This window comes from Streptomyces sp. NPDC003379, from assembly GCF_053589195.1.
Genome location: NZ_JBSFRK010000001.1, coordinates 88199 through 113882 on the forward strand (window position 1 = coordinate 88199; position 25684 = coordinate 113882).

26 protein-coding genes are annotated in these 25684 nt (G+C 70.2%); 14 read left to right on the forward strand and 12 right to left on the reverse strand.

The annotated features are described in order from the left end of the window. The first annotated feature begins 42 nt into the window (after positions 1 to 42). The 12 genes from ACWDVB_RS00380 (at position 43) to ACWDVB_RS00435 (ending at position 10818) form a co-directional block, all read left to right on the forward strand. On the forward strand, positions 43 to 1740 hold the full coding sequence (locus ACWDVB_RS00380) for a nitrite/sulfite reductase (RefSeq protein WP_451513300.1): 1698 nt from the start codon (positions 43 to 45) through the stop codon (positions 1738 to 1740). After that, positions 1737 to 1916, forward strand: a complete 180-nt coding sequence (locus ACWDVB_RS00385; protein WP_358583515.1) for a hypothetical protein — start codon at positions 1737 to 1739, stop codon at positions 1914 to 1916. Before ACWDVB_RS00380 ends, ACWDVB_RS00385 begins: the two co-directional genes overlap by 4 nt. Beyond that, positions 1913 to 2623: a phosphoadenylyl-sulfate reductase gene (locus ACWDVB_RS00390; protein ID WP_451513301.1), complete on the forward strand. Its 711-nt coding sequence runs from the start codon at positions 1913 to 1915 to the stop codon at positions 2621 to 2623. Before ACWDVB_RS00385 ends, ACWDVB_RS00390 begins: the two co-directional genes overlap by 4 nt. Further along, positions 2620 to 3219: an adenylyl-sulfate kinase gene (cysC, locus tag ACWDVB_RS00395; RefSeq protein WP_451513302.1), complete on the forward strand. Its 600-nt coding sequence runs from the start codon at positions 2620 to 2622 to the stop codon at positions 3217 to 3219. Before ACWDVB_RS00390 ends, cysC begins: the two co-directional genes overlap by 4 nt. After that, positions 3216 to 4154 (forward strand): sulfate adenylyltransferase subunit CysD, encoded by a 939-nt coding sequence (gene cysD / locus ACWDVB_RS00400; protein WP_451513303.1) that lies wholly within the window; start codon positions 3216 to 3218, stop codon positions 4152 to 4154. The genes cysC and cysD overlap by 4 nt, the downstream gene beginning before the upstream one ends. Positions 4155 to 4156: 2 nt before the next feature. Then, entirely contained in the window at positions 4157 to 5512 is a 1356-nt protein-coding gene (locus ACWDVB_RS00405) for a sulfate adenylyltransferase subunit 1 (protein WP_451513304.1), read from the forward strand. A 221-nt stretch (positions 5513 to 5733) separates the two neighbouring features. After that, positions 5734 to 6837, forward strand: coding sequence for an aliphatic sulfonate ABC transporter substrate-binding protein (locus ACWDVB_RS00410; RefSeq protein ID WP_451513305.1), 1104 nt, complete (start codon positions 5734 to 5736; stop codon positions 6835 to 6837). A 46-nt stretch (positions 6838 to 6883) separates the two neighbouring features. Further along, the gene (locus ACWDVB_RS00415) at positions 6884 to 7675 is read left to right on the forward strand and encodes an ABC transporter ATP-binding protein (RefSeq protein ID WP_451513306.1); all 792 of its coding nucleotides are present in this window, start codon (positions 6884 to 6886) and stop codon (positions 7673 to 7675) included. Continuing rightward, the gene (locus ACWDVB_RS00420) at positions 7662 to 8588 is read left to right on the forward strand and encodes an ABC transporter permease (RefSeq protein WP_451513307.1); all 927 of its coding nucleotides are present in this window, start codon (positions 7662 to 7664) and stop codon (positions 8586 to 8588) included. Before ACWDVB_RS00415 ends, ACWDVB_RS00420 begins: the two co-directional genes overlap by 14 nt. Positions 8589 to 8594: 6 nt before the next feature. Beyond that, positions 8595 to 9380 carry a sirohydrochlorin chelatase gene (locus tag ACWDVB_RS00425; RefSeq protein ID WP_451513308.1) on the forward strand — a complete coding sequence of 262 codons (786 nt, stop codon included), beginning with the start codon at positions 8595 to 8597 and terminating at the stop codon, positions 9378 to 9380. A gap of 11 nt (positions 9381 to 9391) precedes the next feature. Further along, positions 9392 to 10249 carry an SCO6745 family protein gene (locus tag ACWDVB_RS00430; RefSeq protein WP_451513309.1) on the forward strand — a complete coding sequence of 286 codons (858 nt, stop codon included), beginning with the start codon at positions 9392 to 9394 and terminating at the stop codon, positions 10247 to 10249. Positions 10250 to 10290: 41 nt separating this feature from the next. Further along, positions 10291 to 10818, forward strand: a complete 528-nt coding sequence (locus ACWDVB_RS00435) for a GNAT family N-acetyltransferase (RefSeq protein WP_451513310.1) — start codon at positions 10291 to 10293, stop codon at positions 10816 to 10818. On the opposite strand, the gene ACWDVB_RS00440 is transcribed toward ACWDVB_RS00435, so the two are convergent. The 5 genes from ACWDVB_RS00440 to ACWDVB_RS00460 all read right to left on the reverse strand — a co-directional run bounded on the left by ACWDVB_RS00440 (position 10805) and on the right by ACWDVB_RS00460 (position 15816). Next, positions 10805 to 11173, reverse strand: coding sequence for a nuclear transport factor 2 family protein (locus ACWDVB_RS00440; RefSeq protein ID WP_451513311.1), 369 nt, complete (start codon positions 11171 to 11173; stop codon positions 10805 to 10807). The genes ACWDVB_RS00435 and ACWDVB_RS00440 overlap by 14 nt on opposite strands. A gap of 121 nt (positions 11174 to 11294) precedes the next feature. Further along, positions 11295 to 12503, reverse strand: coding sequence for a S8 family serine peptidase (locus ACWDVB_RS00445; protein WP_451513312.1), 1209 nt, complete (start codon positions 12501 to 12503; stop codon positions 11295 to 11297). 403 nt (positions 12504 to 12906) lie between these two features. After that, positions 12907 to 13902 (reverse strand): CDP-alcohol phosphatidyltransferase family protein, encoded by a 996-nt coding sequence (locus tag ACWDVB_RS00450; protein ID WP_451513313.1) that lies wholly within the window; start codon positions 13900 to 13902, stop codon positions 12907 to 12909. Positions 13903 to 14106: 204 nt separating this feature from the next. Continuing rightward, complete coding sequence (gene mgt, locus ACWDVB_RS00455) at positions 14107 to 15339, reverse strand: macrolide-inactivating glycosyltransferase (protein ID WP_451513314.1); 1233 nt, start codon at positions 15337 to 15339, stop codon at positions 14107 to 14109. 75 nt (positions 15340 to 15414) lie between these two features. Beyond that, a complete protein-coding gene (locus ACWDVB_RS00460; protein ID WP_451513516.1) occupies positions 15415 to 15816 on the reverse strand; it encodes a MarR family winged helix-turn-helix transcriptional regulator in 402 nt (133 codons plus the stop codon). Between the two features lie 169 nt (positions 15817 to 15985). Here ACWDVB_RS00460 and ACWDVB_RS00465 point away from each other — a divergent pair, with 169 nt between their 5' ends. After that, positions 15986 to 17050 (forward strand): hypothetical protein, encoded by a 1065-nt coding sequence (locus tag ACWDVB_RS00465; protein WP_451513315.1) that lies wholly within the window; start codon positions 15986 to 15988, stop codon positions 17048 to 17050. Between the two features lie 70 nt (positions 17051 to 17120). Here the strand turns inward: ACWDVB_RS00465 and ACWDVB_RS00470 are convergent, their stop codons facing one another. From ACWDVB_RS00470 to ACWDVB_RS00480, 3 genes are read right to left on the reverse strand one after another with little or no spacing between them, the layout of a single operon-like run. Beyond that, the gene (locus ACWDVB_RS00470; RefSeq protein WP_451513316.1) at positions 17121 to 18416 is read right to left on the reverse strand and encodes an ABC transporter substrate-binding protein; all 1296 of its coding nucleotides are present in this window, start codon (positions 18414 to 18416) and stop codon (positions 17121 to 17123) included. After that, positions 18416 to 19252, reverse strand: coding sequence for a carbohydrate ABC transporter permease (locus ACWDVB_RS00475; RefSeq protein WP_451513317.1), 837 nt, complete (start codon positions 19250 to 19252; stop codon positions 18416 to 18418). Before ACWDVB_RS00475 ends, ACWDVB_RS00470 begins: the two co-directional genes overlap by 1 nt. Next, a complete protein-coding gene (locus tag ACWDVB_RS00480; protein ID WP_451513318.1) occupies positions 19249 to 20172 on the reverse strand; it encodes a carbohydrate ABC transporter permease in 924 nt (307 codons plus the stop codon). The genes ACWDVB_RS00475 and ACWDVB_RS00480 overlap by 4 nt, the downstream gene beginning before the upstream one ends. Positions 20173 to 20345: 173 nt before the next feature. Between ACWDVB_RS00480 and ACWDVB_RS00485 the strand changes: the two genes are divergently transcribed. Next, a complete protein-coding gene (locus ACWDVB_RS00485; protein ID WP_451513319.1) occupies positions 20346 to 21209 on the forward strand; it encodes a phosphotransferase enzyme family protein in 864 nt (287 codons plus the stop codon). A gap of 24 nt (positions 21210 to 21233) precedes the next feature. Here ACWDVB_RS00485 and ACWDVB_RS00490 read toward each other — a convergent pair whose 3' ends face one another. The 4 genes from ACWDVB_RS00490 to ACWDVB_RS00505 form a co-directional block, all read right to left on the reverse strand. After that, positions 21234 to 21956, reverse strand: a complete 723-nt coding sequence (locus ACWDVB_RS00490; RefSeq protein WP_451513320.1) for an exonuclease domain-containing protein — start codon at positions 21954 to 21956, stop codon at positions 21234 to 21236. A gap of 126 nt (positions 21957 to 22082) precedes the next feature. Then, a complete protein-coding gene (locus ACWDVB_RS00495; RefSeq protein ID WP_451513321.1) occupies positions 22083 to 23324 on the reverse strand; it encodes an SAV2148 family HEPN domain-containing protein in 1242 nt (413 codons plus the stop codon). Positions 23325 to 23428: 104 nt separating this feature from the next. Continuing rightward, on the reverse strand, positions 23429 to 24745 hold the full coding sequence (locus tag ACWDVB_RS00500; protein WP_451513322.1) for a copper amine oxidase: 1317 nt from the start codon (positions 24743 to 24745) through the stop codon (positions 23429 to 23431). Positions 24746 to 24809: 64 nt separating this feature from the next. Then, on the reverse strand, positions 24810 to 25601 hold the full coding sequence (locus ACWDVB_RS00505) for a Tat pathway signal sequence domain protein (RefSeq protein WP_451513323.1): 792 nt from the start codon (positions 25599 to 25601) through the stop codon (positions 24810 to 24812). Positions 25602 to 25684 lie beyond the last annotated feature (83 nt).

The following is a 25684-nucleotide window of genomic DNA, read 5'->3' on the forward strand; positions in this document are numbered from 1 at the left end:
GTCAGAGAGCCGCTTTCCCGCTGCCCCGAAGGACGTAACCCCATGCCCGCCACGCCAGAGAAGCCCGCCCCAGCCACGCCCCGCCGCAAGGCGAGCCGTCACCGCGGCGAGGGCCAGTGGGCCGTGGGTCACTTCACGCCGCTCAATGGGAACGAGCAGTTCAAGAAGGACGACGACGGTCTCAATGTGCGGACACGCATTGAGACGATCTACTCGAAGCGCGGCTTCGACTCCATCGACCCCAACGATCTTCGCGGACGTATGCGCTGGTGGGGGCTTTACACCCAGCGCAAGCCCGGGATCGACGGCGGCAAGACCGCCATCCTGGAGCCGGAGGAGCTGGACGACGAGTACTTCATGCTGCGCGTGCGCATCGACGGCGGGCGGCTGACCACCGAGCAGCTGCGCGTCATCGGTGAGATCTCCGAGGAGTTCGCGCGCGGGACCGCCGACCTCACCGACCGGCAGAACGTCCAGTACCACTGGATCCGCATCGAGGACGTTCCCGAGATCTGGCGGCGGCTCGAAGCCGTGGGGCTCTCCACGACCGAGGCCTGCGGCGACACGCCGCGCGTCATCCTCGGCTCACCGGTGGCCGGTGTCGCCGAGAACGAGATCATCGACGGCTCCCCCGCCATCGACGAGATCCAGCGCCGCTTCATCGGCAACCCCGAGTTCTCGAACCTGCCGCGGAAGTTCAAGTCCGCGATCTCCGGCTCCCCGCAGCTGGACGTCGCCCACGAGATCAACGACGTCGCCTTCGTCGGCGTCCACCACCCCGAGCACGGCCCCGGCTTCGACCTCTGGGTCGGCGGCGGCCTCTCCACCAACCCCAAGCTGGGCGTGCGCCTCGGCGCGTGGGTGGCGCTGGAGGACGTGCCGGACGTGTACGGCGGCGTCATCGGCATCTTCCGCGACTACGGCTACCGCCGGCTGCGCAACCGCGCCCGCCTGAAGTTCCTGCTCGCCGACTGGGGCCCGGAGAAGTTCCGCCGGATCCTGGAGGACGAGTACCTCGACCGGAAGCTGACCGACGGCCCCGCGCCCGAGCAGCCCGCTGGCACCTGGCGCGACCACCTCGGCGTGCACCGGCAGAAGGACGGCCGCTTCTACGTCGGCTTCGCGCCCCGCGTCGGCCGCGTCGACGGCGCCACCCTCACGAAGATCGCCGAGGTCGCCGAGGCCCACGGCTCGGGACGCCTGCGCACCACCGCCGAGCAGAAGATGATCGTGCTCGACGTCGCCCAGGAGCAGATCGACTCGCTCGTCTCCGCGCTGGAAGCCCTCGATCTGCGGGTCAACGCCTCGCCGTTCCGGCGCGGCACGATGGCCTGCACGGGCATCGAGTTCTGCAAGCTCGCCATCGTCGAGACCAAGGCGCGCGGCGCCTCGCTCATCGACGAACTGGAGCGCCGCATCCCGGAGTTCGACGAGCCGATCACCATCAACATCAACGGCTGCCCGAACGCCTGCGCCCGTATCCAGGTCGCCGACATCGGCCTCAAGGGCCAGCTGGTCCTCGACGACAGTGGCAACCAGGTCGAGGGGTACCAGGTGCACCTGGGCGGCGCGCTCGGCCTCGACGCCGGTTTCGGCCGCAAGGTGCGCGGCCTGAAGGTCACCGCCGACGAGCTGCCCGACTACGTCGAGCGGGTCCTCAAGCGGTTCCAGGAACAGCGCACGGACGACGAGCGCTTCGCCACCTGGACCGCGCGCGCCTCCGAGGAGGACCTGAAGTGAGCGAGCGAGCCGCCCCCTTCCACTGCCCCTACTGCGGTGACGAGGACCTGCGACCGAACGAGACCGGGCACGGCGCCTGGGAATGCGCGGCATGCAACCGGGCCTTTCAGCTGAAGTTCCTCGGGCTGCTCGCCCGGGGAGTTCGGCACACCGACGGTGGAGGGGACCAGATATGACTGTCACTCAGAAGGCCCGTACGGACGAGGAGTTGAAGGCGCTCGCCGAGCAGGCCGGGCGCGACCTGGAGGACGCTTCGGCCCTGGAGATCCTCCAGTGGGCCGTCGACACCTTCGGGAAGACGTTCTGCGTGACCTCCTCCATGGAGGACGCGGTCGTCGCCCATCTCGCCTCGCGGGCCATGCCCGGCGTCGACGTCGTGTTCCTCGACACGGGCTACCACTTCCCGGAGACCATCGGCACCCGCGACGCCGTCGAGGCCGTGATGGACGTCAACGTCATCACCTTGACGCCGCGTCAGAGCGTGGCCGAGCAGGACGCCGAGTACGGTGCGAAGCTGCACGACCGCGACCCCGACCTGTGCTGCAAGCTGCGCAAGGTCAAGCCCCTTGAGGACGGCCTCAGTTCGTACGCGGCCTGGGCCACGGGGCTGCGCCGCGACGAGTCGCCGACCCGGGCGGACACCCCGGTCGTCGGCTGGGACGAGAAGCGGCGGAAGGTCAAGGTGTCGCCGATCGCCCGCTGGACGCAGGACGACGTCGACGCCTACGTCGCCGAGCACGGCGTCCTCACCAACCCCCTCCTGATGGACGGTTACGGCTCGGTCGGCTGCGCCCCCTGCACCCGCCGCCTGCTGGAGGGCGAGGATGCACGCGCCGGCCGCTGGGCCGGGAACGCCAAGACCGAGTGCGGGATCCACGGATGACCGCGGCACAGCGAGAGACGCCGCGGCAAGAGACTCGGCAGCAAGAGACCCAGGAGAACCACGTGACCGGAGCCACCGTCTGGCTCACCGGCCTGCCCAGCGCCGGCAAGACGACCATCGCGTACGAACTGGCGGGCCGCCTGCGTGAGGAGGGCCGCCGCGTCGAGGTGCTCGACGGCGACGAGATCCGCGAGTTCCTCTCGGCGGGCCTCGGCTTCAGCCGCGAGGACCGGCACACCAACGTGCAGCGGATCGGCTTCGTCTCCGAACTGCTCGCTCGCAACGGCGTGTTGGCCCTGGTGCCGGTGATCGCGCCGTTCGCGGACAGCCGCGAGGCGGTGCGCAAGCGCCACCAGGCGGGCGGCACCGCGTACGTCGAGGTGCATGTCGCGACGCCGGTCGAGGTCTGCTCCGTACGCGATGTGAAGGGCCTGTACGCCAAGCAGGCGGCGGGCGAGCTCTCCGGGCTCACCGGCGTCGACGACCCCTACGAAGAGCCCGAGTCGCCCGATCTGCGCATCGAGTCGCAGGACCAGACGGTGCAAGAGTCCGCCGCGGCCCTGCACGCGCTGCTCACCGAGAGGGGTCTGGCATGACCACCGTCGCCACTGTGACCGACGAGGGCACCGACAGCCCTTACGCGCTCAGCCACCTGGACGCCCTGGAGTCCGAGGCGGTGCACATCTTCCGCGAGGTCGCGGGCGAGTTCGAGCGGCCGGTGATCCTCTTCTCCGGCGGCAAGGACTCCATCGTCATGCTGCATCTGGCGCTGAAGGCGTTCGCCCCGGCGGCGATCCCCTTCTCGCTGCTGCACGTGGACACCGGGCACAACTTCCCCGAGGTCATCGAGTACCGCGACCGGGCGGTGGCCCGGCACGGGCTGCGGCTGCACGTCGCGTCCGTGCAGGAGTACATCGACGCCGGAAAGCTGCGCGAGCGCCCCGACGGGACGCGCAACCCCCTCCAGACCGTGCCGCTCACCGAGAAGATCCAGAGCGAGAAGTTCGACGCCGTCTTCGGCGGCGGGCGCCGCGACGAGGAGAAGGCGCGCGCGAAGGAGCGGGTGTTCAGCCTTCGTGACGAATTCTCGCAGTGGGACCCGCGCCGTCAGCGGCCCGAGCTGTGGCAGCTCTACAACGGCCGCCACGCGCCCGGCGAGCACGTCCGTGTCTTCCCGCTCTCCAACTGGACCGAGCTGGACGTGTGGCAGTACATCGCCCGCGAGGACATCGAGCTCCCGCAGATCTACTTCGCGCACGAGCGGGAGGTCTTCAAGCGCGCGGGGATGTGGCTGACCGCGGGCGACTGGGGCGGCCCCAAGAACAACGAGACGACGGAGAAGCGGCTGGTCCGCTACCGCACGGTGGGCGACATGTCCTGCACCGGCGCCGTCGACTCGGACGCCACCACGCTGGACGCCGTCATCGCCGAGATCGCCGCGTCGCGCCTGACCGAGCGCGGGGCGACACGCGCCGACGACAAGATGTCCGAGGCCGCGATGGAAGACCGCAAGCGCGAGGGGTACTTCTAACCATGAGCAACACCACAGTCGCCACCGAGCAGTTGGCCGATCTGTCGGCCACCACGCTGCTGCGGTTCGCCACCGCCGGATCCGTCGACGACGGCAAGTCCACCCTCGTGGGCCGCCTGCTGCACGACTCCAAGTCGGTCCTCACCGACCAGCTGGAGGCCGTCCAGCGCGTGTCGGCCGACCGGGGCGCCGACGCGCCCGACCTGGCGCTGCTCACCGACGGCCTGCGCGCCGAGCGCGAGCAGGGCATCACCATCGATGTGGCCTACCGCTACTTCGCCACCGCCCGGCGCCGGTTCATCCTGGCCGACACCCCGGGGCATGTGCAGTACACCCGCAACATGGTCACCGGCGCCTCCACCGCCGACCTCGCCGTCGTCCTCGTCGACGCCCGCAACGGCGTCATCGAGCAGACCCGCAGGCACGCCGCCGTCGCCGCCCTGCTGCGCGTCCCGCACGTCGTCCTCGCCGTCAACAAGATGGACCTCGTCGCGTACGACGAGAAGGTCTTCGCGCGGATCGCCGAGGAATTCACGGCGTACGCGCTGGAGTTGGGCGTCCCGGAGATCACCGCGATCCCGATCTCCGCACTCACCGGCGACAATGTCGTCGAGCCGTCCTCGAACATGGACTGGTACGGCGGCCCCACCGTCCTGGAGCACCTGGAGACGGTCCCGGTCAGCCACGACCTGACCTCCTGCCACGCGCGGCTTCCCGTGCAGTACGTGATCCGCCCGCAGACCGCCGAACACCCCGACTACCGCGGCTACGCGGGCCAGATCGCCGCCGGTACCTTCCGCGTCGGCGAGTCGGTGACGGTCCTGCCCTCGGGCCGCACCTCCAAGATCACCGGGATCGACCTGCTGGGCACGGCCGTGGACGTGGCATGGACGCCGCAGTCCATCACCCTGCTCCTGGAGGACGACATCGACATCTCCCGCGGTGACCTGATCGTGCCGAGCGGGGACACCCCGCCGACCACGCAGGACATCGAGGCGACGGTCTGCCATGTCGCGGACAGGCCGCTCGGCGTCGGCCAGCGGGTGCTGCTCAAGCACACCACCCGCACGGTCAAGGCGATCGTCAAGGAGATCCCCTCGCGGCTGACCCTGGACGACCTGTCCCAGCACCCGGAGCCGGGGCAGCTCGTCGCCAACGACATCGGGCGCGTGAAGGTCCGTACCGCCGAGCCCCTCGCGCTCGACGCGTACGCGGACTCCCGGCGCACCGGCTCGTTCCTGCTGATCGACCCGGCCGACGGCACGACGCTCGCGGCGGGCATGGCGGGCGAGGCGTTCGCCACGCCACCCGAGGCCAAGACCGTGGCCCCGGCCGATGACGAGGGCTGGGACTTCTGAGATGACCTACGTCGACGTGTTCGCGACGTTCGCGAAGGAGGGCGGCCGCATCGGCAGCGGCGCCCTCGGCAGCGGGCAGGGCGGAGTGGCGCGATGTGCGCGATGACGTACGCGCACCGCATGCGCGCCCTCCCCGTACGACGTACGCGAAGACGAAGACCTGCCGACCTCCCGGCCACGACCTGACGGCGTGCGCCGGGCCTACGAGGGGACCACCTCCCGTGCCTGCACCACGTACCCGATTCGCCGCCTTGGCGGCGCTGCCCCTGCTGGCCCTGGCGCTCGGCGCCTGCGGCTACGGCTCCGAGGCGACGGACCAGGACGACAAGTCCAAGATCGCCGCGGGCGCGAAGAAGATCGACGGCCTGGACAGCGTGAAGATCGGCTACTTCCCGAACCTCACCCACGCCACCGCCCTGGTCGGCAGCCGTGAGGGCCTGTTCCAGAAGGAGCTGGGCGGCACGGAGGCGAAGTACTCCCAGTTCAACGCCGGTCCCTCGGAGATCGAGGCGCTGAACGCGGGCTCGATCGACATCGGCTGGATCGGCCCCTCCCCCGCCATCAACGGCTACGTCAAGTCCCAGGGCACGAACCTGCGCATCATCGGCGGGTCGGCCTCCGGCGGCGTGAAGCTCGTGGTGGACCCCGAGAAGATCAAGTCCCTGGACGACGTCAAGGGCAAGAAGATCGCGACGCCGCAGCACGGCAACACCCAGGACGTGGCCTTCCTCAACTGGATCGCCGAGCAGGGCTGGAACGTCGACGCGCAGAGCGGCAAGGGCGACGTGTCGGTAATCCGCACCGACAACAAGATCACCCCGGACGCCTACAAGTCCGGCTCCATCGACGGCGCCTGGGTGCCAGAGCCGACCGCGTCCAAGCTGGTCGCCGAGGGCGGCAAGGTCCTCCTCGACGAGGCGGACCTCTGGCCGGACAAGAAGTTCGTGATCACCAACATCATCGTGAAGCAGAGCTTCCTGAAGGAGCACCCGAAGGTCGTCGAGGCCGTCCTGCGCGGCGCCGTGAAGACCAACGCGTGGATCGAGAAGAACCCGGACAAGGCGAAGGCCGCCGCGAACGCCCAGCTCAAGGCGGACTCCGGCAAGGCGCTGCCCGCCGAGGTCCTCGACCCGGCGTGGAAGTCCATCCGGACGACCAACGACCCGCTGGCCGCCACCCTCGACGCGGAGGCGGACCACGCGGTCAAGGCCGGCCTCCTGGAGAAGCCCGACCTCAAGGGCATCTACGACCTCCGTCCGCTGAACAAGGTCCTCCAGGCCGCGGGTGAGTCCCCGGTCGACGACGCCGGTCTCGGCGTCGAGTAGTCCCGGAATAAGCCCAGTTCCCAGGAGTTCCCAGGAGGTGACGACCATGGCGACCACCCTCGCCGAGGCCGCGGACGACATCCGCACCGCGACAACGCAGGCCGCCCGGATCGAGCACGTATCGAAGTCGTTCGGCGGTCCCGCCGGGTCCCAGCTCGTCCTCGACGACATCACGCTCGATGTCGCGCCGGGCGAATTCGTCACGCTCCTGGGAGCCTCGGGCTGCGGGAAGTCGACGCTGCTCAATCTGGTCGCCGGGCTCGACAAGCCCTCGGCGGGCGCCATCACGACAGACGGCCGGCCCGCCCTGATGTTCCAGGAGCACGCGCTCTTCCCGTGGCTGACCGCGGGCAAGAACATCGAACTCGCCCTGAAGCTGCGCGGCGTACCCAAGGCGGAGCGCCGCCCGAAGGCCGAGGAGCTGCTCGAACTCGTCCGGCTGCAGGGGTCGTACGGCAAGCGCGTGCACGAGCTGTCCGGCGGCATGCGCCAGCGCGTGGCGCTGGCCCGCGCACTCGCGCAGGACAGCAGGCTCCTGCTGATGGACGAGCCGTTCGCGGCGCTCGACGCGATCACCCGTGACGTGCTGCACGACGAGCTGACCCGCGTCTGGCGCGAGACGAACGTCTCCGTCCTCTTCGTCACGCACAACGTCCGCGAGGCCGTGCGCCTCGCCCAGCGCGTCGTGCTCCTCTCGTCGCGTCCCGGCCGGGTGGCGCACGAGTGGCGGGTCGACATCCCGCACCCGCGCCGCATCGAGGACTCCGCCGTGGCGGAACTGTCCGTCGAGATCACCGAGAAACTGCGTGGGGAGATCCGCCGACATGGCCAGCACTGAGACGACCGGCCCCATCAAGGAGGCCGGGGCGGCCAAGGAGGCCGGGGACAGCCAGGACCTCGCCGGCCTGGAGGCGGGGCTCGACGCCCTGGAGACCACCGCGGGGCCCGTCCGCACCCCGGTGCGCCAGGTCCTGGTGCAGAAGGTGCTTCCGCCGCTCACCGCGGTGCTGCTCGTCCTGCTGGTCTGGCAGGCGCTGGTCTCCTTCGAGGTCGTCGACGACCCGGGCAAGCTGCCCTCGCCGTCCGCGGTCTGGGACGAGGTGCGCGAGGCGTGGCTGCAGGGCACGCTCCTCGACTTCATCTGGACATCCGTCTCACGCGGCCTGCTCGGCTTCGTGTTCGCCCTGGCGATCGGCACGCCGCTCGGGTTGATCGTCGCCCGGGTGCGGTTCATCAGGGCCGCGATCGGCCCGATCCTCTCCGGACTCCAGTCGCTTCCCTCCGTGGCCTGGGTGCCGCCAGCGGTGCTCTGGCTGGGCCTGGACAACAAGATGATGTACGCGGTGATCCTGCTCGGCGCCGTGCCGTCCATCGCCAACGGCCTGGTGTCGGGCGTCGACCAGGTGCCGCCCCTGTTCCTGCGCGCGGGCCGCACGCTCGGCGCGACGGGGCTGCGGCACACCTGGCACATCGTGCTCCCGGCGGCGCTGCCCGGCTATCTCGCGGGGCTCAAGCAGGGCTGGGCGTTCTCCTGGCGCTCCCTGATGGCCGCCGAGATCATCGCGTCGTCGCCGGAGCTGGGTGTGGGTCTCGGCCAGCTCCTGGAGAACGGCCGCAACGCCAGCTCCATGCCCATGATCTTCCTGGCCATCTTCCTCATCCTGATCGTCGGCATCGCCATCGACCTGCTCATCTTCAGTCCGTTGGAGCGGCGCGTGCTGCGCGGCCGCGGTCTCCTCGTGAAGAGCTGACTCACCATGCGCCGACCCGTACTCCTCACGCACCGGCCCGTGCTGCTCGTCATCGCCCACGGCAGCCGCGACCCGCGGCACGCCGCGACCGTGCACGCGCTGGTGCGCCGGGTGCGCTCGCTGCGCCCGGGGCTCCGGGTGGAGACGGGCTTCCTGGACTTCAACGCCCCTTCGGTGCCGGATGTGTTGGAGAGGCTCGCGGCCGAAGGCGTACGAGACGTCGTGGCACTGCCGCTCCTCCTGACGCGCGCGTTCCACGCCAAGGCGGACATCCCGGCGGTGCTGCGCGAGGCCCCATCGTCCCTGCGCATCCGCCAGGCACCGGTACTCGGCCCGTCCCCGCTCCTCCTGCACGCCCTGGAGCAGCGGTTGTACGAGGCGGGGCTCGACCCCGCCGACAAGTCCTCGACCGGGGTCGTGCTGGCCTCGGCGGGGTCATCCGACCCGGAGGCGATCGCAGTGATCGCTGAAATCGCGCGGGAGTGGCGGCTCACCGGTTGGTGTGCCGTGCGGCCTGCGTTCGCCTCCGCATCCCTGCCGCGCACGGAGGACGCCGTGCGCGCACTGCGTGCCGTGCCCGGAGTACGGCGAGTGGCGGTCGCCCCCTACGTCCTCGCGCCCGGTTTCCTGCCGGACCGCATCGCGCGGGGCGCCGCCGGGGCGGACGTACTCGCGGACGTCCTCGGCCCCGCACCAGCGGTGGCGCGGCTGCTCGTGCGGCGCTACGACGAGACGTACGCGCCCGAGGCCTGCCCCGTTGCTCCTCTGGCGCGGATTCCCGCACTGGCCTAGCTTGTGGGTTCATGACCCCGAGCCGATCCCGCACACTGTGGCTGCGGACCGAACCCCTGCACGCGGTGATCTACTTCGAGGAGCGCTGCCGCGGCCTCGGCCGCGCGGTGGGCCTCAAGGGCTTCTGGATGGGGTATTTCGCCGCCCGTACCGCGCCGATGGGCCGCGTCGGGCCGGGCGTCGCCTCGGCGGCACTCGGTGTCTTCGCGCCGGGCATGGTGGCGCGCGCCCTGCCCTCGGCCTGGGAGTACGCCTCACCGGACCGGGTCGTCGAGGAGCGGGCCCGCCTCGCGGCCCGCGCCCTGCGCCAACTGGTCCCCGACATAGCCGTCCTGACGACAGCGGCCAACCCACCCCTGACAGCCGTGGTCGACGACGCGCCGCCACTGGCCCGTCCCCTGTTCGCCGCCAACCGCGACCTGACGGACCGCGCCGACCCGGTGGAACGCCTGTGGCAACTGTCCACCTGCGTACGCGAGTTCCGCGGCGACGCGCATGTGGCGGCCCTCGCCGACCACGGCCTGGACGCGTGCGAGGCCCTCGCCCTGGCCGCCGCGACCGGCAGGGTGGACGCGGCACGCATCCGCCAGGACCGCGGCTGGAGCGAGGAGGAGTGGGAGACGTCCGTGGACCGGCTGCGCGGCCGCGGCCTGATCGACACGGCGGGCCGCGTCACCGAACGCGGGGTGACGGAGCGCGAGCTGATCGAGGACGACACGGACCGCCTGTCGGACCGCCTGCTGCGTCCCCTCACCATCCCCGCGGCGGACACCCTCCTCGCCGCCCTCCACCCGGCGGCCCGCTCCATCCAGAACTCCGGCGTCCTGCCCTACCCCAATCCCATCGGGCTGCCGCGAACGGTGGGGTAAAGCGCTTGCCCCGCCCGTCCCCGCCCCATACCGTCTCGCGGATGACACCCGAACTGCGGTCCGAACGTCTCTCGCTCCGCGCCTATGCCGCCGCCGACGAGGCGCACTTCGTCGCGCTCTTCCAGGACGAGGCCGTGGGCCGCTGGTTCGGGGACGGGATGCAGAGCGCGGCGGAGGACCGCGCGCTGTTCGGGCGGATATTCAGCCTCGTCTACGCCGAGGAGCGCTTTCCCGTGTGGGCGGTGCGGTACGAGGGGCGCTACGTCGGGCACGCCGAGATCAAGCCCTCCCCGGAGACCTGGCTCGACGGGCACGAGATCGTCTACGGACTGACCAGGGAGAGCTGGGGCCTCGGTCTGGGGACGGAGCTGGCGCGGCTGCTGACCTCGTACGGGCACGAGACCCTCGGGCTCGCCGAGGTGCACGCGACCGTGGACGCGGAGAACACCGCCTCCATCACCGTCCTCAAACGCCTCGGTTACACCCAGCAGCGCGAGGTTCCGGAGGAGAACGGCAGCACTACTCTGCTGCTGACCTCCCGGGTTCAGCAGCCCCTCACCCCTCGCTGAAGGGTGTCCCCTGGTGGAACCAGAGCCTCCACCCGTCGCCCGTGCGGCGCCACAGCGAGCTGCGGTGGGCGCGGCGGCCGCTGGTGTCCGTGTCGAAGGTCAGGTGCACCAGGTCGTCGGCGAGCTGGACGCCCCGCATGTGGGAGGTCGTGGTGGCGCGGCTCGCGGGGTCGGGGCGCGCCGTGAGGACCCCTACGATCGACTCCCGGTCCCAGCGCGTGCCGGACGCGCCGATTTCCGTGAACTCCGGGTGCAGCAGCGCCCCGAAGAGCTTCGGCGAGGCCCGCGCCTCGGGGTCGAGGAGGCGCAGCTCGCCCTCGATGGCGGCTTCCACGGCGGGGGTGTGTTCAGACACGGGTCATCTCCACGTATGTCCTGGTCACCATGCGCACACGATATGCGTGCGCGGACGGTGAAGCGGCCGCCGTGCCCCGTGGGGGTGGGCACGGCGGCCGCGGCTCAGTGGGCGGCGAGGGTTACTCGACGACCTTCAGGAGCTTGTTGGGCGTGCCCTCGCTCGGGTTGGAGATCTTGTCCGGGGTGGCGCCGTCGGTCAGGGCCTTGGCGACGTCCGCGGGCTTGGCGTCCGGGTGGGCGGCGACGTAGACGGCGGCGGCGCCCACGACGTGCGGGGCCGCCATCGACGTACCGGAGATGGTGTTGGTGGCGTCGTCACCGGTGTTCCAGGCGGAGGTGATGTCCGAGCCCGGGGCGTAGAGGTCCACGGCCGAGCCGAAGTTGGAGAAGTCCGACTGCGCGTCGTCCTTGGTGGAGGAGGCGACCGTGATGGCCTCCTTCACGCGGGCCGGGGAGACCTGGGCGGCGTCGCTGGACTCGTTGCCGGCGGCGACCGCGTAGGTGACGCCCGCGGCGATCGACTTCTGGACGGCCGCGTCGAGCGCCTCGTCCGCGCCGCCGCCGAGGCTCATGTTGGCGACGGAGGGGCCCTGGTGGTTCTTGGTGACCCAGTCGATGCCCGCGACGACCTGCTCGGTGGTGCCGGAGCCCTGGTCGTCCAGGACGCGGACCGCGACGATCTTCGCCTTCTTGGCGACGCCGTGCGCCTCACCGGCGATGGTCCCGGCGACGTGCGTGCCGTGGCCGTTGCCGTCGTCGGCGTTGTCGTCGTTGTCGATGGCGTCGAAGCCGGAGGTGGCGCGGCCGCCGAAGTCCTTGTGGCTGACGCGGACACCCGTGTCGATGACGTACGCGGTGGCGCCCTCGCCCGCGGCGTCCGGGTAGGTGTACTTGCTGTCGCCCGCGGCGTCCGCCTGGTCGATGCGGTCCAGGCCCCAGGAGGGCGGGCTGGCCTGGGTGGCGTCGATGGTGAACCTCTTCGACTGGACGACCTTGCCGACGGCCGGGTCGGCGGCCAGGCGCTTGGCCTCGGTCTCGGTCAGGCCCTTGGCCGAGAAGCCGTTGATGGCGGAGGAGTAGTTGCGCCTGAGCTCGCCGCCGTACTCCTCGGCGAGGTCGGACTTCGCGTCCTTGTCCGCCTTCTCGTCGAGCATGACGATGTAGCTGCCGGCGACGGCGCCCTTGGCGTCGGCGCCGTAGACCTTGCCCTCGGCGGGGGTGGCCGCGCCGGCGAAGGAGGTGGCGAAGACGGTGACACCGATCGCGGTGGCGGTGGTGGCTATCGCGGCGGTGAGCTTCATCGTGCGGGCGCGCTTGTGAGTTGCCATGAAGGAGGGGTCTCCTCGTGGTGTGTGGGGGGATGTGGGGGGTATTCAGCTGTCTTGCCAGAGGAGTGCCGTGGCGAACAAGTCGTCGCGACGTCCCCTGACGCCCGGAAGATCTCCGGGTGTTGGGACGAAACCCTGACTGATTGACGCGCGCAGATCAATACCTACATGCAGCTGTGACTTGTTCAACAAGGTTCTGTAATAACAAACCGGATCTTGCCGCATCGGAACGGACATCCAGGGACCCAAGCACCCCAACTCCGGGTGACGGCAAGCATTTTGCGCCCCACGCGCGAGCGTCCCCCCACAGCGCGATGCCGGGCGGGCTGGAGATCCCAGCCCGCCCGGCATGGCGTAAACATGACGTACGAACGATGTACGAACGACGTACGGACGACGCGGATTACGCCGCGACGGGAACCTTCTGCTCCTCGAAGGAGTCGATCGTCCGCGTGAAGTCACGCGTCGACAGCAGCAGCTTGTAGATGATGGCGAGTTCGAAGACCAGCAGCAGCGCACCGGAGACGATCGTCGCGGGGATCACCACGTCGAAGAGCGGGCCGATCATGAAGACGCCCATCTGGAACTCGATGCCGCTCACCAGGTGCGCGCGGATGCGGTGGCGCAGCAGGAAGGAGCGGGCCCGCAGATATGCGGGGAACTTCCGCCGGAACTCCTGGTGCAGGTCGACCACCTGCTTCTTGGGCGGCGCGACCGGCGCCGCCTCCCCGTCGGCACCGGTCCCCTCCGCCGTCTGCGGGGCGTAGTCGGCCTCGTCCGCGGCCCGCTGGAGGTCCTGCTCGATGTCCGCCGAGGGGTTGTCCCGCAGCAGGTCCTCCATGAAGGCGAGCTCCGCCGCGTTCAGCGCGCGCCGCGCGGCCCGCATGCGCGACTTGATCTGCTTGCGCATGGAGTGGCGGATCTTGAAGATCTCCAGCGAGTTGATGTACCGCAGGGTGTCGAGCGCCACGACGACGAGGGCGAGCCAGATGTAGAGGGTGTCGCCGGTGCGCTCGTACTGGCCGCCCATCAGGGCGACGCCGCAGACCATGACGCGGATGCGGTCGAAGACGAAGTCGAGCCAGGCCCCGAAGACCGAACCCTGTCCGGTGAGCCGGGCGACCTTGCCGTCCATGCAGTCGAGGATGAAGCTGAGGTGGTAGATGACGGCGCCGAGGGCGAGCCACTTCCAGTCGCCGAGCGCGAAGCACGCGGCGGAGCCGAGACCGAGAAGGAACGCGCCCCACGTGATCTGGTTGGGCGTGATTCTCGTGCGCATCGCGGTGAACCGCACGAGCGGCGTGGCGACCGGGTCGACAAGCAACACGGTCCACCACGCGTCGCGCTTCTTCTGAGTGATGCGACGCACCTCGGCGAGGGGCGGTATGTCTCGACGCATGTGGGGTCAACTTCCTGGCGTTCGACGAAAGTTCACCTCACGCTAGGGAGGGGTTCGTGCAAGTCACAAGATTCCCGGCGTGCAACCTTTCACCGGGGGTAACAGTCAACCTTTCAGGACGAGTCAATGGCCCTTCCAGGACAGTGCCGCGTTACCTGAGCGTTACCAAATGTCCCGGCTTTTACTGAATGGCGTCACACAGCGTTACGCCGAGGGTCGGGCGGCCCGCGCCTTCGCCAGCTCCTCCTCGATGAGATCGGCCGCCTGCCGCGTGCCGCCCTCCGCCGCCATCGAGGCCTGGACCGCGGCCAGTCTGCGGGCGACCTCGGGGTCCTCGACCAGCGCGAGGACCGCCTCGCGCAGCACGTCGGCAGTCGCCTCCGCCATCGGCAGCCGCCGGGCCACACCGAGCCCCTGCAGCATGTCGGCGTTGCCGAACTGGTCGGTGGCCAGCGGCACGGCCACCATCGGCGTCGCGGTGGCCAGCCCCTCCTGACTGCCGCCCGCGCCCGCGTGCGTGATGAACGCGTCCGCCTTCCTGAGGATCGCCAGCTGCGGCACCCAGTGGTGCACCTCCACGTTCCCCGGCACCTCGCCGAGCTCGCTCGCGTCGACATGCTTGCCGACCTGGAGCACCACGTGCCAGCCCGGCAGGTCCCCGAAGGCCTTGACGCACTCGCGGTAGAAGCCGGGCTGCTTGGTGAGGGCCGAGCCGAGCGAGACGAGGAGCACCTTCTCCGCGCCGGCGGGCCGCTCCCAGTCGCCCTGCGCCACCCGGTCACCTTGGCAGGCGCCGACGAACGTGTGCACGCTCTCGTCGACCCGGTCGGCGTTCGGCTGCAGCGCCTTCGGGATCAGCACGAGCGAGCGCGGCGGCCTGCCGACGAAGGAGTCGGGGTGCTGCGTGACGCCGTTCTCGGCGAGCCAGCCGACGAAGCGGTCGTAGTACGCCCGGCCGCGCTCGGACTCCCTCAGCTCCGCGTACATCGGCTCGGCGACCTCCTCCTCGTAACCGTCCCAGGCGACGAGGTTCGGCGAGAGCGAGATCTCGGGGACGCCCCAGCGACGGGCGAGGACCCGCGCCGGGTACGAGGTGATGTCGTACAGGACGAGGTCGGGCTCATCGCCCTCGTAGGCGCGGGCGAGCCGCGGCAGGACCTCGATCGCGTCGGCGAGGAACGGCTCGATGTTGTCGATCAGCTCGGTGCCCCAGGCGTCCGGGTCGTCGTCCGGCGACGGGAGCGTCGTGTCGTAGAGCCGGGGTTCGGCGCCGGTCTCGGCGACCTTCCCCTCGAAGGCGTGCGGGATGGCGTACGTGACGCGGTGGCCGCGGGCGACGAGTTCCCGGATGACTTCGAGGCTCGGGTTCACGTGGCCGTGGGCGGCGATCGAGAACATGGCGATGTGGGCGGGCCTGTCGGGCCGGGGTGGGGTCATACCCAGACCTTAAGCGAGACGATACGTCTCGTGCAACATATTGGGCATGTGCGCCCCATCTGCCGACTCACCGCCTCATTCGACGCCCGGCTCCCGCTCCGCCGACTCGTTGTAGCGCAGGAGATACGCGGCGAACCGCGACAGGTCCGGCCCGCTCCACTCCCCCAGGCGTTCCTGGAAGGCGACCCGGCGGGCGTTGCCGACCTGCGCCAGCACGTCGTTGCCCCGGTCGGTGAGGTGCAGGACATGGACCCGGTGGTCCGCCGGATCGAGCCGCCGCTCGACGAGCCCGGCCTTCTCCAGGGCCCCCACCTGTCTGCTGATCGTCGATTTGTCGAGGGTGTAGTGCGCGGCCAGGTCCGTGGCCCGGCAGCCGCCCCGGTCTTCGAGGTGGCTGAGCAGCGTGAAGGACACGAGTGAGAGCTCGGGGTGCATCCGCGCGGCGGTGGCACGCGCCCGCCGGGCGAACGCCGTCATCTCCCGCTGGATGATCTCGATGGACTCATCCCTGGGACCCGGGGTGGGGCCACTGCGGACACCGTCTCGTTCGGTCACGATTTCTCCCTCTTCCCGAATGGTTGTAGAGTACAACATCAAGAGAGAGTTGTATTTACCAACTACTACCTTCCCCCTACCTGGAGCCCCCATGTCCGCCACCGCGGCACCCGCCCCCGGACTGCGCGACACCCTGCGCCATGTCCTCCTCCATCTGGTGACGCCCCTGCTGATGTGCCTCGGCATGGGCCTCGCCTACATGGGCGCATTCGTCACGCCCGAGCCGAACGACCTGCCGATCGCCGTCGTCGGAACGGGCCCGCAGACCCAGGTCCTCGCGCAGACCGTCAAGGACAAGGCGGGCGACGCGCTCGACGTACGCACCCTCGCCGACCGCGGGCAGGCGGTCGACGCGCTCAAGTCCCTGGACATAGCCGGGGCCTATGTCCCCGACGCCAAGTCGCCCGAGCTGATCGTCGCCTCGGCCGGGTCCGACATGAGCGCGATGGCGGTGCAGAAGATCTTCACGCCGGTCGCGGCAGAGCAGGGCGTTCCGCTGAAGGTCACCGATGTGGCGGCGCCGGTGGCCGACGACCCCACGGGCCAGGGCCTGTTCTTCCTGCTCGTCGCCGTCAGCATCGGCTCCTACGCCTCGGTGGCCGTGCTCGGCGCGGCGGGCGCGGGGCTGCGGATGCGGGCGCGCGCGGGTCTCGTCGTGGGGGTCTCCCTCGCGGTCAGCCTCATCGGCGCGGCGCTCGCGGGGCCGATCTTCCACCTGGCGCACCAGGGCCTCTGGGGCGTCTGGGCGATGTCCTGGCTCTACTCGGCCGGGGTCCTCTTCATCGGCGTAGGACTGCATACGTTCCTCAAGCGCTGGACGACGCTGACGATGATGGTGCTCTTCGTGATGCTGAACTTCACGACGTCCGGCGGTCTCTTCCGGCCCGAGCTGCAGAACGGCTTCTTCGGCTCGCTGCACGCGTTCTGGAACGGCGCGGGCTTCGTCGAGGGCATCCGCAGCCACCTCTACTTCGGCGGCCACGACCTCGGCCGGCACGTCGTGACGCTGACCGCGTGGCTCGCGCTCGGCCTGCTGATGGTCGCCGTCGCGGGGCTGTGGGAGCGGCGCCGGCGCACAGCGGTGGCCCCGGTCGTCGCCCACCGCGAGGCGGAGCAGGAGCAGGAGGAGGAGATGGAGGAGTCGGTGGCGGTGTAAGGCCCGGCGCCCGCTGCCCATCACCCCCGACCCTACGGACACACGTGGGGCACGGCCCCGCCACGCGCTCCTAGCGCTGATATCTGGCGAGCACCAGATTGCCGTCCTTCACCAGCCGCTTCCGCAGCTCCGCGAGGCCGATCGCCCCGCTGTAGTACTCCTGGAACGCCGGGGTGGCGACCTTGTCCTTCCACTCGGGGTAGCCCCGCACCGACTGGGCGGGTGCCGAGCGCAGATGCTCGGCGAGGGCGGTGCCCGTCGCCCAGTCGTTCTTCTCCGTGTGCAGCGCGGGGTCCTTCAGCGCTTCCTTGCCGGTCGGCAGCATCCAGTCGCCGCGCGCCAGCTTCACCATGTTCCCCGGCTGGAGGAAGAAGTCGATGAACTCGGCCGCCTCCTTCTTGTGCGGGCTGTCCTCGGAGACGGACAGGGTCTGCGGGCTGACGCCCTGGGCGAGCCCCTGGGACCCGGCGGGCGCGGGAAGCACCTGCCAGTCGAAGCCCTCGGGGGCCTGCTGGGCGATCTGCTGGCGGTAGGAGAAGCCGAGCGGGACCATCGCGTACTTCCCGCCGAAGAAGCCGGGCAGGGTGTCGGAACCGCCCATGCCGAGGGTCGTCCCGGAGGCGCTCTTGTCGTTGTTGACCTGGTCGTGGACCGTGCGGGGCATGATCTCGTCGCCCTCGTCGAAGCGGACGTCTACCTTGCCGTCCGCACCGCGGTGGAACATCCGGCCGCCGGCCGACAGGGAGAGGTTGAGCGTCGCGGAGACCGGTTCCTTCAGCGGCCAGACGACGCCGTACTTCCCGTCCTCGCCGTCGCCCAGTTCCTTGGTGACGTCCCTGAACTCCGCCCAGCTCCAGGGCTTCTCGGGCGTGGGAATCCGTACGCCCGACTCCTTCAGCCACTTGGCGTTGGCGATCAGGACGCGCGGCTCCTGGAGGAACGGCACGCCGTAGACCTTGCCGCCGAACGTCGTCGTCTCCCAGCTGCGCTTCGGGATGTCGGACGTGAGGCGTTCGGGGAGCAGCTCGCCGAGATCCGCGAGGTAGCCGCCGTACGCGAAGTCGGCGAGGTCGTCCGAGGCGTCATGGATGATGTCCGGCGCCTCACCGCCCTCGAAGGAGGTGAGCAGCTGGTCGTGGACGCTGTCCCAACTGCCCTGGACATACTCGACCTGGACGTCGGGGTGGGTGGCGTTCCACTCCTTGACCAGCGCCTTGTTGGCGTCGACGGACTCTTTCTGCCAGGCGAGCGACTGGAACTGGAGGGTGATCTTCCCGTCTCCGTCGCCGGAGTCGCCGCCGCAGCCGGTGAGCAGCAGGGCGAGAGCCGTCGCGGCGGCGGCGATCGGGCGCGCTACGGCACGCATCAGGCCTTCACCGCCCCCGCCAGCATGCCGCCCGTGATCCGCTTCTGGATGATCGCGAAGATGACCAGCGAGGGGATCGTCGCGAGGAACGCCGCGGCGGCGAGCGGCCCGAGGTCCGCGACGCCCTCCGCACCGATGAAGCGGTTGAGGATGACCGGCAACGTCTGCTTCTCCGGGGTCTTGAGCAGGACGAGCGCGAAGAAGAACTCGTTCCATGCGGTGATGAAGGCGAACATCGCGGTGGCCACGACGCCGGGTGCGAGCAGCGGCGCGACGACCGACACGAACGTACGCGCCTTGCTCGCCCCGTCCACCGCCGCCGCCTCCTCCAGCTCGGCGGGCACCGCGCGGACGTACCCGACGAGCATCCACAGCGCGAAGGGCAGCGACCACACCACGTACGCCATGATCAGTCCGAGCAGCGAGTTGATCAGGTGGAGGTTCTTCAGGATCAGGAAGAGCGGGATGATGATCAGGACGAACGGGAAGGCCTGGCTGACCACCACCCAGCCGGTGGCCGCCCGCGCGAGGCGGGTGCGGTGCCTGGCCATGACGTACGCCATCGGCGTCGCGATGACGACCGAGATCAGGGCCGCGCTGACCGCCGCCACCAGGGAGTTGCCGGCGGCCTGGAGGAGCGGCTGCTCGTCGAAGGCCTGCCGGAAGTTCTCCAGGGTCGGGTCCTTGGGGATCCAGGTGGGGTGCAGGCTGCCCAGTTCCCGTGCGGGCTTGAAGGCCGTGGAGATCAGCCAGAGGAACGGGAAGGCGAGGAAGACGAGGTAGGCGGCGAGCGCCGCGTACTGCGCGGCGCGGGTCGACTTCTTCGTACGCATCATGCCTCGTCGCCTCCCTTCAGGCGGCCCACGAGGTACAAGGCGAGGAGGACGGAGATCACGGCGACCATCACGCAGCCCATGGCCGCGGCGTAGCCGAACTGGCCGTAGCGGAAGGCCTCTTCGTAGGCGAAGAGCATGGGCAGGCGGGTGCGGCCGCCGGGGCCGCCCTGGGTGAGGACGTAGACCAGGGCGAAGGAGTTGAAGTTCCAGATGAAGTTGAGCGCCGTGATGGCGAGGGCGACCGGTCTGATGGCGGGCCAGGTCACGGTACGGAAGCGCCGCCAGGCGCCCGCGCCGTCCATCGCGGCGGCCTCGTGCAACTCGCGCGGCGTGTTCTGCAACCCGGCGAGCAGGGCCACGGTGGTCTGCGGCATGCCCGCCCAGACGCCGACGACGATCACGGCGAGGAGCGCGGTGGCCGTGCCGGTCAGCCAGTCCTTGCCGGCTCCGAGGCCGAGGTCGGAGAGCGTCTCGTTCAGCACGCCCGCGTCCGGGTGGTAGACGAGCCGCCACATGATGCCGACGACCACCTCGGGCATCGCCCAGGGGATGATCGCGAGCGCCCGCGCCAGCCAGCGCATCCGCAGCGGCTGGTTCAGCAGGAGGGCCAGACCCAGCGCGAGGAGGAACTGCGGCACGGTCACGCCGAACGCCCACAGCAGCCCGATGCGGAACGAGTCCCAGAACAGCGTGTCGTGCAGCAGGTCCTGGAAGTTGAGAGCACCGATCCACTGGGTGGGCTCGGTGCGGCCCGCCTGGGAGTCGGTGAAGGCCAGCGCGATGCCGTAGAGGAGCGGGCCGACGCTGAGGACGAGGATCGGGATCAGTGCGGGCAGCACGAGGAACCACGCGCCGTGGTCCGCGACCCCGCGGTCCGGCGCGCCTCTCGCTGACCGCTTCGTCGCGGTCGCCAATGTCACGGAATCGGCTCCTTCGGGCGGCTCATACGGGTCTGGCCGCCCTGGCGGCCCCCGTCATCGTGCTGATGTGATCTTGATACGTCAAGCAGCTGCGCAGCCACCTCGCATGCCTGTTGGCCTGTGTGAATGCGAGACTGTCGGCGAAACGGGGCAACGGGTGCGGGAGGCACGGCATGGACGAGGCACGGGCGCGGCACGTACTGGACGCGGCGGAGCTGGCGGTTCCGGTGAGTGGGGCCGAGCTGCTCGCCCTCGGCGAGAACGCGGTGTTCGGCGTCGGCGGCCTGGTCGTCAAGGTCGGCCGCGACGCCCCCGAACTCCTCGACCGGGCGCGGCGCGAACTGGCCGTCGCCCGCTGGCTGGAGAAGGCGGGCGTCCCCGCCGTGCGGGCCGCCGAGGCCGAGCCCCGGGTGGTCGACGGCCACCCGGTGACGCTCTGGCACCGGCTCCCGGAAGCCGTGCGCCCCGCCGAACCGCGTGACCTCGCCGCGCTGCTGCGTCTCGTGCACGCACTGGACTCCCCCTCCTTCGAACTCCCTCGGCGCGAACTGCTCGGCGGTGTGGAGCGCTGGCTGCGGCTCGCGGGTGACACGATCGATCCGGCGGACGCCGACTATCTGCGCGAGCGCAGGGACGGGTTCGCGACGGCCTCGGCCGCGCTGACCCCGCACCTCCGGCCGGGACCGATCCACGGGGACGCGCTGCCCCGCAACGTCCTGATCGGTCCGGACGGCCCGGTGCTCGTGGACCTGGAGACCTTCTCCACCGACCTGCGGGAGCACGATCTGGTCGTCATGGCGCTCTCCCGCGACCGGTACGGGCTCCCCCCGGAGGCGTACGACGGATTCGTGTCGGTCTACGGGTGGGACGTGCGGGAGTGGGAGGGGTGCGCGGTGCTGCGCGGCGCCCGGGAGACGGCCAGCTGTGCGTGGGTCGCGCAGCACGCGCCCTCCAACCCGAAGGCGCTCGCCGAGTTCCGGCGGCGGGTGGCGTCCCTGCGGGACGGTGACGCCGAGGTGCGCTGGTACCCCTTCTGACTCGGCTCGCCGACGGCTTCCGGCTCAGCTCGCCGAGGGTATGGGCTCCTTGAGGGGCCACACCCCGTCCACGACCGCGTCCGGATTGCCCTTCTTCCTGAGGAAGTCCTGGAAGTCCGCCGCCCACTCCGCATACCACTCGATCTGGCGGCGGTGCAGCTCCGCGGGGCCGAGGGTGGCGACCTTGGGGTGGCGGCCGGCTATCGCGCAGGCGAGGCGGGCGGCCGCCTGGGCATCGGCCGCGGCGTCGTGGGCGGACTCCAGGACCACGCCGTACTCCGTGCAGACCGCCTCCAGATTCCGCTTGCCCCTGCGATAGCGGTCCACGGAACGGTCGATGGTGTACGGATCGATGACCGGGCCGGGCTCCGCGCCGCCGAGCCTCTCGCGCAAGGACGGCAGGCCGTGCCGCCGCAGCTCCGCGGCGAGCAGGCTCAGGTCGAAGACCGCGTTGTACGCGACGACCGGGACGCCCGACTGCCAGTACGAGACGAGGACGTCGGCGAGCGCGTCGGCCACCTCGGCGGCGGGCCTGCCCTCGGCCGCGGCCCGCTCGTTCGTGACGCCGTGCACGGCCACCGCCTCGTCCGGAATCGGAACTCCCGGATCCGCCAGCCAGGTGCGGCGCCCCAGCGTCTCGCCGGCCTTGACCTCGATCACCGCCCCGGTGACGATGCGTGCCTCGCCCGGATCCGTCCCGGTCGTCTCCAGGTCGAAACCGATCAGCAGCTCCTGGTGCCAGCCCATGGCCGCCCCCTTCCTCGTGGTGCTTTCCCCCAGTGACCACCACGATCCCATGCGCCACTGACAATCCGAGGTCCGCGTTCCACTCACCCGGGCCGGGGCGGGTCATGGGGCGTGCCATGGAACGGGTCAGGACACCGGCCGCGAGTCCGCCCACGCCACCTCGAACTCCTCGCGGTATGTGGCGAAAAGGCCACCATCGCCCGGATCATCCGATTTCACCACGCGGCCGCCGCCGCGCAGCACGAGCACCGGCGCCTCCATCCCACGCGTCCTGCGCAGATACGACTGGACGACAGCTATACCGTCCGCCCCGTCCCCGTCGACCAGATACGCGGTGAAGCGCGGCGTCTCGTCGAAGACCTGGATCTCGAAGGCCCCCGGATCACGCAGGCGCGCCCGCACCCGGCGCATGTGCAAGATGTTCATCTCGACGGAACGGCTCAACTCGCCCTTCTTGATGCCCAGCTCCCGCTCCCGGCGCTTGACCGCGCTGCTCGCCGGGTTGAGGAACAGCAGCCGCACCCGGCACCCCGACTCGGCCAGCCGGACCAGACGCCGCCCCGAGAAGTTCTGCGCCAGAAGGTTGAGGCCGATACCGATCGCGTCGAGGCGGCGGGCGCCGCCGAAGATGTCCTCGGCGGGGAACTGGCGCAGGAGGCGCACCCGGTCCGGGTGCACGGCCACCACATCCGCGTAACGGTCGCCGACCAGATCCTCGACCGCGTCCACGGGAAGCCGCCGCGCGGACGGCGTGTCGGTGCCCGCGCCGAGTATGTCCAGGAGCTTGGCCGACGCGCGCTCGGCCTGGGCGAGGACCGCCTCCGACAGGGCGCGGTTGCGCGAGACGACGTTCCGGGTGACCTCCAGCTCGTCCAGGGCCAGCTCGACGTCGCGCCGGTCGTCGAGGTACGGCTCGAAGCACGGCCAGTGCTGCACCATCAGCTCGCGCAGCTGGGGCAGCGTGAGGAAGCTGAGGACGTTGTCGTCGGCCGGGTCCAGCAAGTAACCCTTGCGGCGGCTCACTTCGCGTACGGCGACGGCCCGCTGCACCCACTCCTGCCCGGCGGGACCGGCCGCGGCGACGACCCAGTCGTCGGTGTGGACGGGTTCGTAGATGGGACGCAGAACAGCGGCCACGACCGCGCGCAGCCGCTGCTCGACCAGATTCAGCCAGATGTAGGCCCGCCCCGCACGCTGGGCACGCGTACGGACCTCGCGCCAGGCGTCGGCGTCCCAGTCCAGTTCCGGTCCGATCTGAGATCCCATCTCCATCGGCCGCGCCAAGGACACCGCTCCGGCGGGTACGTCCGCGGAGCCCCCCTCGTGACCCTCGTCACCAGGGGGCAGCTCCCGCCCACCCGAGCTCACCCGCGCACCGCCTTCCGCTCCCCCGAGCCACTCCCCCGGTCAACGATCAAGGAAGGGTACTCCGGGAGCGGCGGGCGGTGCAGCCGGATGCACAGGGTGTTTTCTCAACCGCCCATCGGGGGCTGGCCGTTCTGGTTCGCCAGGTCCTGCGGAGTGAGCGGGCTCATAGCCGTGACATCGCGCGGGGCCAGCGAGAAGCCCTGCCAGTGCACCGGCATCGGCTGCTGGTCCTCGTCACGGGCGATGTGGTGGAAACCGATGTGCACCCAGCTGATGGGGTGCGTGAGGTTCTCCCCATTGGCCCACTTGTCGACACTGGTCGGCGAGCCCGCCGGGCAGCCGATGTTGTTGCTCGCGTACTGCTCGCACTTCTTGTACTGGGTGAAGAACACGTCATGCTTGGTGAACGGCCGTCCCGCGTGCTTGTTGCTGGCCCCGGGCACGAACTCGTACGACCTGGGGTGGCCGTCCTTGTTCTTGCCGGCCCCGCTGACCACACGCCACCAACGCATGTCCTTGCGGTCACCGGCGAGTTCCTTGGTGACCTTCGTACGGGTCGTCTTCGTGGTGGGGCTGCCCTGGCCGGTGGGCGGGGTGACCTTCGAGTCGTACTGCTCGACCTTGGCCTTCGGCGAACCGTCCAGGCCGAAGTTGAGCCGCCAGAAGACGTTGTGGGCGTGGCTCTCGGCCTTGGCCTGGTCGCCCTTGCCGATGGGCCAGCCGCGGCTGTCGCCGCCGTCGTAGTCGTACGGCGAGAGGCTGCCGGTCGCGCCCACGTTGGAGGTGATGGTGCCGTCCGAGGAGAAGCGCCACTCGGTGATGTACTCGTACCAGGACGCCTTGTTCACCGTGTACACCAGCAGGTCCTTGCCCTGCCCCGTGTAGACCTTGCCGGTACCGCCCGTGCTCTCGTCGTCGTTGAGGCGGTACGCGTGCCCACGCGCGCGCGTGGTGGTGCACAGGCCCTTCACGTCGCCCCGGCTGGGGACCTTGACGGTCTTGATGGTGCCGCCGGGGCACTCGCCGGGCTGGAGGTTCTGCAGCTTCTGGCCGAAGTCGGTGCCGGTGATGTCGTCGTACTCGGCCTGACCGTCGTCGTAGGGGACGTGCACCTGGGCGAGCCGGGCGCTGGTGAGGACGGGTATCGGCTTCGCCTCGCCCTTCGGCTGGTAACTGATCTTGTCGAGGATCAGGCCGGAGAGCGTGTTGTAGTGCCAGCACATGCGCCAGGTGGTGCCGCCGTCGACGGTCTGCTCGATCTTGTAGGCGTCACTGCAGTCGGCCGCCGCGGTGGGCGCGCTCGGCGCCTGCGGGGCGGCGGAGGCGGGGGCGGCGACGCTCAGGGCGCCGCCGAGGAGCGCGGAGACCGCGACGGCCATGGTGGCCCGGTCGCGGGCGCGCGAAAGTCTTTTGACGTGCATGGTGGTGTGCACTCCCTCGTACGAGGAGAAGTTGGTCTGTGGTGTCGTGCGCGGATGGCCGGAATCAGCCGAGGCGGCCGACGGTGCGGGTGCTCAGGTCGACGACGAGCGACCTGGTGTCGATCCACGGGCCGCTCTTGACCTTCGTGACGACCTGGAGGCACCGGTGCTTGCCGCACTCGGTCAGAGAGGACGGCACGTGCTTCACGGTCTCCTTGCGGAAGACCATGCCGCTCAGCTGCAGCTGGTCGGGGCCGGCCAGCGCCTTGCCGGTGGCGTGCTTGAAGTCCTTCTTCAGGCCCTTGCCGAGCGGATCGCCGATCAGCAGCTTGGCGCCCTCGGTCAGCTCTTCCTGGCTGGGCGGCGGCTGGACGTTCTGTGCGGTGGTCGAGTCGTCGACCTTGCCGGTCTCCAGATTGACCGTCTTGGTGATGACGGCGTCCTTCTTGTAGTCGTAGTAGACGACTTCCGCCTTGCGCGGGGCCGCGGCACCGACGTCGGTCGGGTCCGGCTCGCTGAGGTTCGTGGACAGCAGCTGCGGACCGCGGTCCCCCTCCACGTCCCGGGCGCTGGAGCGCATCTGGCCGCTGACCGAAACCTTCTCGGCCCGCTCGATCTCCTCGTCGGTCAGCGGATCGCTGCCGATGCCCTTCGCGCCCTCCTCGGGCGCGGCCTCGATGACGCCGTCCTTCGCGATGGCGTCCTGCTTCGCCGCTGCCGCGTTGGCCGGACGGTCCCCCGACGCGTCCGCCTGCGACTCGGACAGATTGACGCCCACCAGTACGGCGGTGGCGGCCGACGCGACCGCCGCGCCCGCCACCACCTTCCCCAGGTGGCGTCTGACTATCTCTCGCACTTACTCCCCCTACTCCCCTGGCGCCCTGTTCATGGGCATGCCGAGTATGTGGTCAGACGGATAGACGGGTTCAACTCCCAGGT